Origin of the sequence: Bacillus sp. FSL M7-0307, from assembly GCF_038627835.1 — a bacterium.
GTDB classification, from domain to species: domain Bacteria; phylum Bacillota; class Bacilli; order Bacillales; family Bacillaceae; genus Bacillus; species Bacillus altitudinis.
The window spans coordinates 1,734,538-1,747,829 of sequence record NZ_CP152023.1; the positions used below are offsets into that span (position 1 = coordinate 1,734,538).

Genomic DNA, 13,292 nt, shown 5'->3' on the forward strand with positions numbered 1-13,292 from the left:
GATATTCATTTTGTTTTAATCCAATTAAACAGCAGGATGTGATGACATGTTACGCAAAGCCTTCCTCTCTTATCTCACTGCCAGTATAATCACAATCATCGTCATTATGATTGAACTCGGTTTTCGTTCAGCCGTTGTTTCACCATTTGTTTTACTTGATTCGAACAAAGAAAGCAATCCAAAAGTATTCGTCGCTCATTCGCTATATCAGGGTGACGTTTTATTAACCTATCAAGACGGTTCTTTCAATGGCTCTTCAGAAGCATCCTTTCAATTAAGTGGAAAGTACATAAATCTCACACAGATCCCATCTGCGAATGGAATCAGTAAGATTGAAACAGACAAAATAATGAATGATAAGGCATTGGTTTTTCTAAGAAAAGGCTTTGTACCTATCCATGATGATACGATCATGATGGAACAGGTAACGCAAAGTCCCTTCTTTTCTACATACAATCTAACGAATCTAACAGAAACAACTAAGATCAACACAAACTTTAAGTATAGCACCACATTTGTTACATTCATGACTTTAATGGGAATTCTTTTGCCCGCTTTGTTATTTTTCCTTTTTAACCTTCATGAATCGATGAAAAACCTATTCACATTATTCATTCCCTTTGTTCTAGCCATTTTTCTTCCCTTGGGATTAAATTATTATTTCTTAATGGGATACGTGCTATCAGTTACAGGATCTTATGTGTTGAGTATGATTCTCTCTATACTATTGCCTAGTTTCCTGTCAGTCTTATTGACAGCTTATTCATTTGAGTATGTGACAAAAGATTCTTCTGATGTATTAGGAGAAAATGAAGACACTTTAGGAAATTCATTCTTCCTGAACGTTAGGGAGCAAGCCGTTTTATTTGGTGCTATCACATTATCCTTGATATATTTCGGCTCTTATTTAGTCATGCCTTTGGCGTTTCAAGCGAAGGTTATGGATCACCTTTTTCTATTTTGTGCTTGGTATTTCGCCCTAGTCATCTTATTTATTATGGGTTACTCATTCATTCAAAAAATGATAAATAAGTATGAAGTCTTACGGACGGACGAATTCATAAATATTTGTAAAGATATTGAGCATAAAACGAACCAAAAGGTAAATATATGGGTAAAAAAAGACTCACAACATGATGTGAATGCCTGGATATATTCATTTCAACTTCCATTTAGAAGAAAAGTCAATCTATATGTGACGGAAGGGTTAATAGATAAGTTTGATACAGAGGAAATTCGTGCGATCTTATTCCATGAAATGGGACATGTAAAATTAAAACATGCGCATTTCACCATTTATCTCACTGTGATTGTCACCTTACTTATGGGAATCAGTATGTATTATGCCAGACAGGTGATGCTTGCCAATGGTTGGTGGCAATATATGCTGTTGTTCCCAGCAGGGATATTGATCATGATATTTATGACGGAGTGGCTGCCAAAGAAAATGAGTCGGTTATTTGAGATTCAGGCGGATCACTTTGCTGTTCGTCACCTTGAGAATCAAACTCTATATCTCAATACTTTGATAAAATTAAGTCATTTGATTGAAGAAGATGGAGATGACGGGAGAAAATCTGAATGGCGTGAAAGTCATCCTTCTTTTGGAAAACGAATTCATCACATAAAGAAAATCATGAAGTGAAGGCGGTTTTGTGAACGACATTTCCCTCGGTAGTATGAAGAAATAGAAACATGAATGTTCTCAAACGCCCTGTAAAAGGGCGTTTTTTTCATGTACCTTCCCAAGCATGATGTCCAAATTTTAGACAAATCCGTTCGTTGAAATTTCAGAAATTTGGGATTAAAATGAAATGAAGGTCCATTATTTAGTCGTCAGATGACCGGACATAAATCAAGGTGCAGCAAAAGAAAGGAAGTTCGCCGATGAGAGTCAGTTTATTTGTCACCTGTTTAATTGACACGATGCAGCCACATGTAGGAAAGGCGACTGTTGAGGTGTTAGAGCGGCTTGGTGTTGAAGTGGAATTCCCTGAAGCACAAGTGTGCTGCGGGCAGCCCGCCTTTAACAGCGGCTATACAAAAGAAACTATCAAAGCGGCCAAAAATATGATGAAAGCCTTTGAATCAGCTGAATATGTCGTCACACCATCAGGTTCTTGTAAGGCCATGTTTTTAGAATATCCGCACCTTTTTAAAGAAGACCGAGCGTGGTTCGCCCGTGCTCAGGCACTTGCTGCGAAAACATATGAATTAACGGAATTTATTGTTGATATATTACATGTAACAGATGTAGGTGCGAGTCTGAAAGGAAAAGCCACCTATCATACCTCCTGCCATATGACGAGACTGCTTAGAATTAAGGAAGCGCCTTTCACACTGTTGTCAAATGTCAAAGATTTGGTGATGGAACCATTGCCTCGCGCTGAAAATTGCTGCGGATTTGGAGGAACTTTTTCAATCAAAATGACACCCATTTCTGAGCAGATGGTCGATGAAAAAGTACAAAGCATAGAGGAGGCAGGCGCTGAATATATCATTGGTGCTGACTGTGGATGTCTGCTGAATATCGGAGGAAGACTGAATCGTCTTCATAAGCCAGTCAAAGTGATGCATATCGCAGAAGTGTTGAATAGCCGCTGAAGCTAAGAGGGGGAACGGCACATGAGTATGAAAATTGGAGAGAAGGCTTTTAAAGAGCGGATCGGCGAAGGATTAGAAGACGCTGTGATGAGAGGAGCTGTTTCCTCTGCACAAGAGCGTCTGTATAAAAGGCGGATGACTGCAAGTGAAGAGCTTGGAAACTGGGAAAAGTGGCGTGAACTTGGAGAGGACATTAGGCAGCATACACTTGCCCACCTTGATGACTACTTATATCAATTAAGTGAGAGCGTGAGCAGACGTGGAGGTCATGTGTTTTTTGCAAAAACAAAGGAAGAGGCATCGGCGTACATTCAAGATGTCGCACAAAAAAAAACAGCAAAAAAGATCGTGAAATCAAAATCAATGGTCACAGAAGAAATTGAAATGAATGAAGCGCTAGAAGAGATTGGCTGCGAGGTAGTTGAAAGCGATCTTGGAGAATATATTCTTCAAGTTGATGACCATGAACCACCTTCACATATCGTGGCACCAGCCCTTCATATGACGAAAGAACAAATACGGGAAGTTTTTCACGAAAAGCTTGGATATGATATGTCAGAGACTCCTGAAGAAATGACCAAGTTTGTAAGAGCTTTGTTACGAGAAAAATTTCTTGAAGCAGATATTGGTGTGACGGGCTGTAACTTTGCTGTGGCTGACACAGGATCGATTTGTCTTGTGACGAATGAAGGGAATGCGGATCTTGTCACGTCTATTCCAAAGACACATATCGCAGTCATGGGGATGGAGCGGCTTGTACCAACGATGGAGGAGCTCGATGTCCTTGTCGGTCTATTGTGCAGAAGCGCAGTCGGTCAAAAGTTAACAAGCTATATCTCTGTCGTGGGGCCAAAAGGAGAAGAAGAAGTTGATGGGCCAGAAGAGTTCCATTTGGTCATTGTGGATAACGGACGGTCAAACATATTAGGGACAGAATTTCAGCCAGTTTTGCAATGTATTCGGTGTGCAGCCTGTATCAATGTGTGCCCCGTTTATCGGCATGTTGGTGGTCATTCGTACGGATCAATTTACCCGGGTCCGATTGGTGCTGTTCTTTCGCCGCTACTTGGAGGATATGACGACTACCAAGAGCTTCCTTTCGCCTCAAGTTTGTGCGCAGCCTGTACAGATGCTTGTCCAGTGAAAATTCCACTTCACGAATTATTAATCAAACATCGACAAGTCATCGTTGAAAAAGAGGGGAGAGCGCCTAAAGCGGAAATGATGGCAATGAAAATGTTCGGAATGGGCGCATCCACTCCTAGAATGTATCGATTTGGAACAAAAGCAGCCCCTGTGCTCTTGAAACGTATGGCTTCAAACGGACAGATTTCAAAAGGTGCGGGTCCTTTAAAGAATTGGACAGAAATTCGTGACCTCCCAGCGCCAAGCAAAGAAAGGTTTCGGGATTGGTTTAAAAAGAAACAAAAGGAGGAGCGGCAATGAAAGGAACCATTTCTCATCGAGATCCATTTTTAGCACATATCCAGCAACAATTAGGCAAAAGCTCCTCCAAGCCTGCATCTATTCGGCGTCCGGTTTGGAAGCATCGAGTCAATTGGGAAACAAATGAAGGTCTGTCGAAAGAAGAATTGGTAGAGCAATTGAAGGTGCAATGTCAGCAAATTCATACGAGAGTGGTAGAAACAACGCCAAAAGAAGCACCCTCAACGTTACGACTATTGATGAAAGAGTATGGAGAAGGTCCTGTGATGACTTCGAGCGATAGACGTTTTGCACAATATGAATGTCATCCTATGTTTCAAGCCTTGCGGAAAGAAGGAATCTCAGTCACTAGCTGGAATGCAGGTACATCAAGAGAAGAAAATATAAGGCAGGCAGAACAAGCGAAATATGCAGTGGTATTCAGTGATTACACACTTGCAGAATCCGGAACGGTTGTTCTTTCCTCCCATCAAGGTCAAGGGAGAGCACTTCATTTTTTACCGATGATGTATATCGTATGTATTGAAAAAAGCACAATTGTCCCGCGGATGATTCATGCTGTTTCAGCTCTTCATCGCCTAGTAGAAGAAGGAGAGCAGACGAAAGGCGCCATTCATTTTATATCAGGTCCAAGTAATTCTGCCGATATTGAAATGAATTTAGTCGTTGGTGTTCATGGTCCGGTGCGGGCTGTGTATGTATTAATAGATGATGAATGAGGGCTTTCGTGAAGAAAGCTTCAGCGTGTAGACAAACCCTCGCATTCGGTGTCAGTCCTGTGCTTCGGTGCTCACGAATGTTAAATTCGCTCCGCGCCGATGCTCGTCCTTCCTAGGGCTGCAAAGGTTTTCTATCACGCTGAAAAGAAGACAAAGGGCTAAAATAAAGTTCATTTTAGCCCTTTGTCAACAATCTGGGGCTTTCGTGAAGAAAGCTTTTTTTATGTAAACATTCTTAAAATTCATCTTGCCTCTAGGCGAATAGTCATAGTAAGATGACGTCATACAAGATGAGAAGCTCATCTACTGCTGATGTAAAGGAAGCTGCTAATGGAAATGAAGACAAATGCTCCAAAGAAGTCGATTGCGGTGCCGCTTGTGATCTCAATCATTGCGATTTCGTTTTCGGCCATTATTGTGAAGTGGTCAAGTGCGCCTGCTGCTATTTTAAGTATGTATCGAATGATATTTGCGGCGGTTTTGATGCTTCCGTTTATTCTGCCGCGTCAAAAAGAGTTTGTCTCGTTAAAGCGGAGAGACTGGTTTTTCTTATGTATGTCAGGTTTCTTTTTAGGGCTCCATTTTGTTTTGTGGTTCGGCTCATTGAAGCTCACCACAGTGGCGAGTTCTACAATCATCATTGCACTTCAGCCGATGGTGTCATTATTAGGCGGATTTCTCATTTTTCGTGAACGAACAACGAAGTCAGCCATTTTCACAATGTGTGCGGCGATTGTTGGTGCGCTCATGATTGGATGGGGGGATGTCGGACATAGTCAAGACGCCATTATAGGAGACATTTTATCCTTTTTCAGTGTAATCGCTGTTGTTTGTTATTTATTAATCGGTCAACAAGCTGTGAGAAAGATATCTCATTGGATTTATAGTTTTTGTGTATTTGGTTTTGCCGGCCTTTTTTTAATTTTATTTAACCTTATACAGCAAACGCCTTTTGTAGGCTATTCGGGTAAAGAATGGGGGATTTTCTTACTGCTCGCCATTATCCCTACCATGTCCCATGTCATTAACAACTGGCTGTTAACCTATGTAAATGCGACAACTATTTCAATGAGTATTCTAGGCGAACCTGTTGGGGCAACGATACTCGCTGTTTTACTGCTTGGAGAGAAAGTCACGCTGCTGCAAATGTTCGGTGGTCTTCTTGTCCTTTTAGGTGTCTTTTTCTTTTTGATGCAGCAACGCCAAGGGATCGTGATGAAAACAAAAAAATCCGGTTAACTCCCGGATTTTTTTACTCTTTTAAATGATTTTTTTCAATTACTTTGTTTAATCTAGCCTCGACTTTCTTCAATTCCACTTGTTTTCTTCTTATCATTCGAATCGCGATGACAACGATGGTCACGATCAATGCAATGAATAGAAGAGAAAATACTTGAAATACGATATCCCCAATGTTGAATGCAGTATTCGCTTCTTTAGGCATGTGTAACCCTCCTTATATCTATATATTACCATAATAAATAAAAGATTGAGATTTATCCATAATTTATCTATAATAGGTAAAATATCACTCATTAAAGGAGAACCATTATGAGAACTTTAGTCCTTTTACGAGGTCTCCCAGGTGCAGGTAAATCAACTTGGATCAAAGAACAAGGCTTAGAACCATATACATTATCAGCGGATCAGATCCGTCTGTTAACCCAGCCTCCGCAGTTATCAGTCAATGGGAAACCGGAAATTTCAAGCAAACATGATCATAAAGTCTGGTCTTTATTATTTGAACTCCTCACAGCCCGGATGGAACGAGGAGACTTTACTGTCATTGATGCAACACATGTCACAAGTAAGTCCATTTCGCAGTATAAGTCATTAGCTACTTCATATCGCTACAGAGTGTATGTCGTCGATTTTACGCAAGTGCCTCTTGAAACAGCCCTGCTGCAAAATCGCAGTCGAGAGCCGCACAAAGTAGTGAAGGAATCTGTGTTATATCAAATGAATGAACGGTTAAAGACAGAGAAGGTGCCTTCATGGGTAACCGTTTTGACGCCTGAGGAATATCCAGCCATTATGACGTATCAGCCCAGGTCTTTTGATCAGTATGAGGCCATTCACGTCTTCGGTGATATTCACGGCTGTTACACAGCTCTAAATAATTATTTGCAAGGAGACTTGAAAGAAAACGAGCTTTATATCTTTGCAGGTGATTTGCTTGATAGAGGAATAGAAAACAAGGAAGTTTTAGAATGGATGCTGGCACATAGAGAATGCCGCAATGTGATCGTCATTGAAGGAAATCATGATCAGTATCTTTACAAATATGCACATGAAGAAAAAGTGAGAAGTAATATGTTTAACCGTCATACTGCGCCTGAAATTGCGGAAGCAGGTTTTGACCTAAAAGAATTAAGGAAGTTTGTCAGAACATTTCATCAGCTCACCTATTTTACGTATCATGGTCAGACATTTCTTGTCACCCATGGTGGGCTTGCTCATTTGCCAGAAGAGCTTCTGCATGTCTCAACGCAGCAGCTTATTCACGGAGTAGGTGAATATTCAGATGACATTGACCACTTATTTGTGCAAAACACTTCTGGATTAGATATCATTCAAATTCATGGTCATCGCAATTTATATAGACTGCCTATCCAAGCGGCGGAAAGATCTTATAATCTCGAAGGTCAGGTTGAATTTGGTGGACAGCTGCGTGTGTTAAAAATTACAGCAGGCGGGATTGAGACACATGAAATTGACAATCCTGTCTACAGAGCTTCTGAAAACAAACAACCGGTCTTTGTTCAGCCCAATGTGACGCTGGATGATTTCTTAGCCCATTTAGATCAGCATGAATATGTACAGGAATTAAAGCTGCCACACGATATTTCATCTTTTAATTTCACCAAAAAAGCATTTAGTGAAAGACAATGGGATGAAATAAATGTCAAAGCAAGAGGGTTGTTTATCAATATGACTTCAAAGCAGATTGTGTCTAGAAGTTATAATAAGTTCTTTAATATTGATGAACGTCCTGAAACAAGAATGCACCATTTAGTGAATCATCTTCAATTTCCTGTGACGGTCTATGATAAAGCAAATGGATACTTAGGCACGGTTGGGTTTAACGACATAAAAGATGAACTGGTGTTTACGTCCAAATCGTATACGTCACATGTGAAGCAAAATCAGCATGCTGCTTGGGTCGAAGAGCTATTTTATGCGACCTTTGACGATGTGCAGGTCGATTACATCAAATCATACGTACGCGACAACCAGGTATCCCTTGTATTTGAAGTCATTTTGCCAGAGAAAGACCCGCATATTATCACATATGATCATGATCAACTCATTTTACTTGATATCGTGAAACGTCAGCTGAGCTATGAAAAAGAACCATTTGCTGAAGTGAAAAGGCTCAGTGAACAGCTTGGCATGCGGTGCAAACAGCAAGTGGCAGTGTTTCATGATTGGACCTCTTTCTATAAATGGTATCAATCTGTATCACATGATGACACAATCAAAGAAGAAGGTTATGTCATTGAGGATAACAGCGGCTTTATGACCAAGTTAAAGCTTCCTTATTATCAATTTTGGAAGCAAATGCGATCCATTAAACAGCGTGTTGCAGATAAGCGCTCCACCCAAAAATATATGCAGGCTTTGCAAACAGCAGAGCAAGCAAGATTTTATACATGGCTGCTCGAGCAAGATCCAGTAAACGTGAGAAACTGCTCAATCATTGAGCTGCGTTCACAATTTGAGCAAACGGAAGCGGGCCATTTGAATAATGACGGAATAAATGCATAGTCTAACAAAGAGTCTTTTCTAAAGAAAAGGCTTTTTTTCATGAAATCGAAAGGTGGAAGCTGAAATGCCAGATCACATTGAAGTCATTCTTCGAACCATATTTGCTTTTGCTATTTTATTCGGCGGTGCTCGTCTTCTTGGAAAGCAAACCATTGCGCAAATGAATATTTTTGATTTCATTGCAGCGATCAGTCTAGGTTCAATTGCAGCGAACCTGGCGTTTAATACTACGCTTCCGCTTCATCACACAACCATTTCTTTTGTGACTCTTGTGATCATTATTTTTGTCATTTCTTTGCTTGCTTTAAGAAGCCGGAAGATGAGAGGATTTATGGCCGGTAAACCAACGCTTGTCATTCAAAATGGCAAAATCCTTGAAGAGAATATGAAAGGAATGAGGTATACACTTGATTATTTAAATCAACAGCTCAGAGAAAAGAATGTGTTTGACATTAGTGAAGTTGAATTTGCAATGATTGAAACAGATGGGCATATGTCGGTGAAAAAATACCCTTCATTTGATTATGTCACGCGAAAAGATCTTAACCTGTGGATGCAGGCAGAGCGTTACATGCCCATTGAAGTCATTATGGACGGAAAGCTCATTTTGAAAAACCTCCATGAAAACCAATTAACGGAGCAGTGGATCTATGAAGAACTTCAAAAAAGGCAACTGTCTTTAAAAGACATTGTCTATGCGGTTCGTTCAAGTAATGGCAGTTTATATATTGATACATATGACGATCACATCGATTCTCCAATTGACCAAGAATGAACATATAGTACAGACGACACCCGCGCGTCACAAAAATGCCAATGTTTATAAGTCGTTTGGATGTCATCTATCTAGGTATCATTTCTCAATTATTATTATTTTCAGAAAATGTGATGACGGATAAAAATAAGTATGTTTAAGTATAAATAGAAGAATTTAAAATATTAATATAATATACATCAAGCGGAATGAACATTCATTCCTAATGAAACGAAAGGAGAGGATGAAATGCCCGCAGCAACTACTGATAAACAGGAGCAGATTATGAAGGCTTCTCTGGACTTATTTATTGAACGGGGCTTTGACGGTACAACGATGCCGATGATTTCGAAAAGAGCCAACGTTGGAGCAGGAACTATTTATCGTTATTTTGATAGTAAAGAAGCTCTTGTGAACATTTTATACCAGCGAAGCCTGACTGCATTTATCGACAAGGTGAATACAAACAGTCCAGACCCTAAAGCAAGCATCAGGGCTTATTTCAAACATGTCTTTTATTGCTTAGTGCTCTTTACAAAAGAGAATCCAAGTGGTTTGTACTTCTTAGAAATTGACAAACGCTCACACTATTTAGATGAGACAAGTAAAGAGAAGATGCAGCAGCTATTAAATGAGCTATTTCATATTTTTGAAGAAGGCAAAAAGGATGGAATTCATCCAAATCTTTCAGGGAGAACAATTTTATCCATTGTATTTGGAGCGTTCGTTCAGCTTCATAAACAGATTCTAGCAGAGGAAATTGAGCCAACGATTGAATTTTTAGAAGATATTGAGCAATGCTTATGGCGTGCCATTAGCGTTGCATCATAAAGAAATAAAGGGAGTGGGCACATGCAACAAACATCAATCATTCCAAAACCGAAAACATATGGACCTTTTAAAAATATCCCTCATATCAAAAAGGGAGAGCTTTCTCAAAGCTTTTGGCGGCTGGCAGATGAATTGGGGCCGATCTTTCAGTTTGAATTTTCAAAAGCAACAAGTATTTTTGTTTCCAGCCATGAACTTGCCAAAGAAGTATTTGATGAGAGGCGTTTTGATAAATTCATTGGAAGCAGTCTCAATAAAGTGAGAACTTTTTCAGGGGATGGGTTATTCACAAGTTGGACAGAAGAGCCGAACTGGAGAAAGGCTCATCACATCTTGATGCCGGCGTTTAGCCAGCAGGCCATGAAGGGGTATCATGAGATGATGCTCGATATTGCCACACAGCTTGTACAAAAATGGCAAAGAACGGGCCGTGATGAAGAAATTGAAGTAGCAGAGGATATGACAAAGCTCACTTTAGATACGATCGGGCTATGTGGTTTTGATTTTCGATTTAACAGCTTTTATAAAGAAAATCAGCATCCATTTATTGAAAGCATGCTGAATGGTTTAAATGAAGCGATGGATCAAGCAAGCAGATTGTCGGTCGCAGATAAATTAATGATCAAAAGAAGAAAAGAATTTGAACAAGATGTTGATTTTATGAAGCAATTAGTAGATGACATTATTCAAGAACGGAAAAAACAAGATAAAACGGGCAATGATTTACTTTCTCTCATGCTACATGCAAAGGATCCTGAAACAGGTGAACGCCTGTCAGATGAAAATATCCGTTATCAAATCATTACCTTCTTAATAGCGGGTCATGAAACAACAAGCGGATTGTTGTCATTTGCGATTTATTTTTTACTAAAAAATCCTGACAAATTAAAAAAAGCCGTACAAGAAGCAGACGACGTGCTACAAGGCGGCCTGCCGACATTTAAGCAGGTTCAAAAACTAAGTTATACGCGTATGGTCTTAAATGAAGCACTTCGCCTCTGGCCGACGGCGCCTACGTTCTCTCTTTATGCGAAAGAGGATACAGTCATTGGAGAAAAATATCCGATCAAAAAAAACCAAAGTGTCAATGTGCTGCTTCCTAAATTACATCGGGATCAAGCGGTTTGGGGGGAGGATGCAGAAGAATTCAAGCCTGAACGTTTTATGCATCCTGAAAAGATTCCACAGCATGCCTATAAACCATTCGGAAATGGCCAGCGTGCATGTATTGGGATGCAATTTGCCCTTCATGAAGCCACGATGGTTCTGGCGATGGTTCTGCACAACCTTGAATTGATTGACCATACGTCGTATGAACTGGATTTAAAAGAATCCCTGACAATTAAACCGAACGATTTTAAAATCAAAGTACGGCCAAGAAAGCAGCAATTCTTTATGGCGCCTCCGAAAGAAGAACCAAAAAAAAGCACGGCATCTGCTGAAGCAAAAATAGCGAGTCATGGAACACCGCTATTGGTCTTGTACGGATCAAATCTGGGTACAGCAAAGCAGATGGCAAACGAATTTGCTGAAGACGGGAAAGCAAAAGGGTTTGACGTGACAACGGCACCGCTTGATGATTATACTCGAAAGTTACCAGAGTCAGGCGCAGTTTTAATTGTAACGGCTTCATACAATGGTCATCCGCCTGACCATGCGAAACAGTTTGTGGATTGGGTGACGCAGGATGAGGAGCAGGATCTATCAAACGTGACATTTGCAGTCTTTGGGTGCGGGGATCGAAATTGGGCGAGCACGTATCAGCGTATTCCTCGTCTGATTGATGAAGCACTTGAAAGAAAAGGGGCAAAGCGTGTAACGGATATTGGTGAAGGCGATGCGGGCGGTGATATGGATGAAGATAAAGAAACATTCCAGAAAACAGTCTTCGATGAGCTTGCAAAAGAATTCAATTTAACCTTGCAGGAGAAACGCCAAGAAAAGCCAAACCTATCCATTGCATATACGAATGAGCTAGTGGAACGTCCTGTAGCTAAAACATACGGTGCCTTTTCAGCTGTTGTATTGAAAAATCAAGAATTACAATCTGAAAAAAGTACCCGCCAAACAAGGCATATCGAACTTCAATTACCCGAAGGCAAGCATTATAAAGAAGGAGATCATATCGGAATCGTGCCAAAAAATAGTGCAACACTCGTTCAGCGAGTGACCGATCGTTTTAAGCTGGATCCACAGCAGCACATGATACTTTCTTCGGAAAAAGAAGCAAGTCATTTACCATTAAATCAGCCAATTCAAGTCGAAGAATTGCTGGCGTCACATGTAGAGCTGCAAGAGCCTGTGACACGTACTCAGCTAAGAGATCTTGCAAAATATACGGTATGCCCACCTCATCGTATTGAACTTGAACAAATGGCGGGAGAAACTTATCAAGAAGCTGTATTAAAGAAGCGTGTGACCATGCTGGATTTACTAGAGCAATACGAAGCGTGTGAACTGCCATTTGATCATTTCTTAGCCCTTTTACCAGGATTGAAGCCTCGTTATTACTCGATCTCCAGTTCGCCAAAGGTAGATGAAAAGAGGCTTAGTATCACAGTAGCTGTTGTGAAAGGAAAATCATGGAGCGGACGCGGTGAATACGCAGGCGTCGCATCAAACTATTTATGCGGACTGCAAGAAGGAGATGAAGTGGCCTGCTTCCTTCATGAAGCTCAAGCAGGATTCGAATTGCCGCCTTCTCCTCAAATACCAATGATCATGATTGGACCAGGAACAGGTATCGCCCCGTTTAGAGGGTTCATTCAGGCAAGGGAAGCATGGCAAAATGAAGCGAAGCCGTTAGGTGAAGCCCATCTTTATTTTGGCTGCCGCCACCCGCATGAAGATGATCTGTATTATGACGAAATGCAGCTTGCAGAACAAAAAGGAGTCGTCACCATCCACCGTGCTTACTCTCGCTACGAGGAGCAAAAAGTGTATGTCCAGCACTTCATTAAAAATGATGGAGCCAAGCTCATTGAATTGCTCGACAAAGGCGCCTACCTTTATATTTGCGGGGATGGAAAGGTCATGGCACCAGATGTCGAGGCAACACTTATTGAACTGTATCAGACTGAGAAACAGTGTGCGAAAGAAACAGCTGAACAATGGTTGACATCTCTAGCCAATGACAACAGATATGTAAAAGATGTATGGAGCTGATCATG

Annotated in this window: 10 protein-coding genes; 9 read left to right on the forward strand and 1 reads right to left on the reverse strand. The window is 40.6% G+C overall.

Annotated elements, in window-relative coordinates; all coding sequences use genetic code 11:
- The first annotated feature begins 46 nt into the window (after nt 1–46).
- The 5 genes from MHI41_RS08780 to MHI41_RS08800 all read left to right on the forward strand — a co-directional run bounded on the left by MHI41_RS08780 (nt 47) and on the right by MHI41_RS08800 (nt 6,008).
- Nucleotides 47–1,645 (forward strand): M48 family metalloprotease, encoded by a 1,599-nt coding sequence (locus tag MHI41_RS08780; protein WP_342494721.1) that lies wholly within the window; start codon nt 47–49, stop codon nt 1,643–1,645.
- 242 nt (nt 1,646–1,887) lie between these two features.
- On the forward strand, nt 1,888–2,604 hold the full coding sequence (locus tag MHI41_RS08785) for a (Fe-S)-binding protein (RefSeq protein ID WP_007499377.1): 717 nt from the start codon (nt 1,888–1,890) through the stop codon (nt 2,602–2,604).
- Between the two features lie 21 nt (nt 2,605–2,625).
- The gene (locus MHI41_RS08790) at nt 2,626–4,050 is read left to right on the forward strand and encodes a LutB/LldF family L-lactate oxidation iron-sulfur protein (RefSeq protein ID WP_342494722.1); all 1,425 of its coding nucleotides are present in this window, start codon (nt 2,626–2,628) and stop codon (nt 4,048–4,050) included.
- Nucleotides 4,047–4,769, forward strand: a complete 723-nt coding sequence (locus tag MHI41_RS08795) for a lactate utilization protein C (RefSeq protein WP_243825316.1) — start codon at nt 4,047–4,049, stop codon at nt 4,767–4,769. The genes MHI41_RS08790 and MHI41_RS08795 overlap by 4 nt, the downstream gene beginning before the upstream one ends.
- Before the next feature lie 330 nt (nt 4,770–5,099).
- Nucleotides 5,100–6,008: a DMT family transporter gene (locus MHI41_RS08800; RefSeq protein ID WP_039167701.1), complete on the forward strand. Its 909-nt coding sequence runs from the start codon at nt 5,100–5,102 to the stop codon at nt 6,006–6,008.
- A 13-nt stretch (nt 6,009–6,021) separates the two neighbouring features.
- Here MHI41_RS08800 and MHI41_RS08805 read toward each other — a convergent pair whose 3' ends face one another.
- Nucleotides 6,022–6,213, reverse strand: a complete 192-nt coding sequence (locus MHI41_RS08805) for a hypothetical protein (RefSeq protein WP_041507226.1) — start codon at nt 6,211–6,213, stop codon at nt 6,022–6,024.
- 107 nt (nt 6,214–6,320) lie between these two features.
- Here MHI41_RS08805 and MHI41_RS08810 point away from each other — a divergent pair, with 107 nt between their 5' ends.
- The 4 genes from MHI41_RS08810 to MHI41_RS08825 all read left to right on the forward strand — a co-directional run bounded on the left by MHI41_RS08810 (nt 6,321) and on the right by MHI41_RS08825 (nt 13,287).
- A complete protein-coding gene (locus MHI41_RS08810; RefSeq protein ID WP_282833659.1) occupies nt 6,321–8,537 on the forward strand; it encodes an RNA ligase in 2,217 nt (738 codons plus the stop codon).
- A gap of 64 nt (nt 8,538–8,601) precedes the next feature.
- Nucleotides 8,602–9,312 carry a DUF421 domain-containing protein gene (locus tag MHI41_RS08815; protein WP_342494723.1) on the forward strand — a complete coding sequence of 237 codons (711 nt, stop codon included), beginning with the start codon at nt 8,602–8,604 and terminating at the stop codon, nt 9,310–9,312.
- A 228-nt stretch (nt 9,313–9,540) separates the two neighbouring features.
- On the forward strand, nt 9,541–10,122 hold the full coding sequence (locus tag MHI41_RS08820) for a TetR/AcrR family transcriptional regulator (protein WP_007499369.1): 582 nt from the start codon (nt 9,541–9,543) through the stop codon (nt 10,120–10,122).
- 21 nt (nt 10,123–10,143) lie between these two features.
- Nucleotides 10,144–13,287, forward strand: coding sequence for a bifunctional cytochrome P450/NADPH--P450 reductase (locus tag MHI41_RS08825; RefSeq protein WP_342494724.1), 3,144 nt, complete (start codon nt 10,144–10,146; stop codon nt 13,285–13,287).
- Nucleotides 13,288–13,292: the final 5 nt, after the last annotated feature.

Excerpts from the sequence above, each read along its gene's own strand:
- MHI41_RS08780 (WP_342494721.1), top strand. The coding sequence starts at position 47 with ATGTTACGCAAAGCCTTCCTCTCTTATCTCACTGCCAGTATAATCACA.
- MHI41_RS08785 (WP_007499377.1), top strand. The coding sequence starts at position 1,888 with ATGAGAGTCAGTTTATTTGTCACCTGTTTAATTGACACGATGCAGCCA.
- MHI41_RS08790 (WP_342494722.1), top strand. The coding sequence starts at position 2,626 with ATGAGTATGAAAATTGGAGAGAAGGCTTTTAAAGAGCGGATCGGCGAA.
- MHI41_RS08795 (WP_243825316.1), top strand. The coding sequence starts at position 4,047 with ATGAAAGGAACCATTTCTCATCGAGATCCATTTTTAGCACATATCCAG.
- MHI41_RS08800 (WP_039167701.1), top strand. The coding sequence starts at position 5,100 with ATGGAAATGAAGACAAATGCTCCAAAGAAGTCGATTGCGGTGCCGCTT.
- MHI41_RS08805 (WP_041507226.1), bottom strand. The coding sequence starts at position 6,213 with ATGCCTAAAGAAGCGAATACTGCATTCAACATTGGGGATATCGTATTT.
- MHI41_RS08810 (WP_282833659.1), top strand. The coding sequence starts at position 6,321 with ATGAGAACTTTAGTCCTTTTACGAGGTCTCCCAGGTGCAGGTAAATCA.
- MHI41_RS08815 (WP_342494723.1), top strand. The coding sequence starts at position 8,602 with ATGCCAGATCACATTGAAGTCATTCTTCGAACCATATTTGCTTTTGCT.
- MHI41_RS08820 (WP_007499369.1), top strand. The coding sequence starts at position 9,541 with ATGCCCGCAGCAACTACTGATAAACAGGAGCAGATTATGAAGGCTTCT.
- MHI41_RS08825 (WP_342494724.1), top strand. The coding sequence starts at position 10,144 with ATGCAACAAACATCAATCATTCCAAAACCGAAAACATATGGACCTTTT.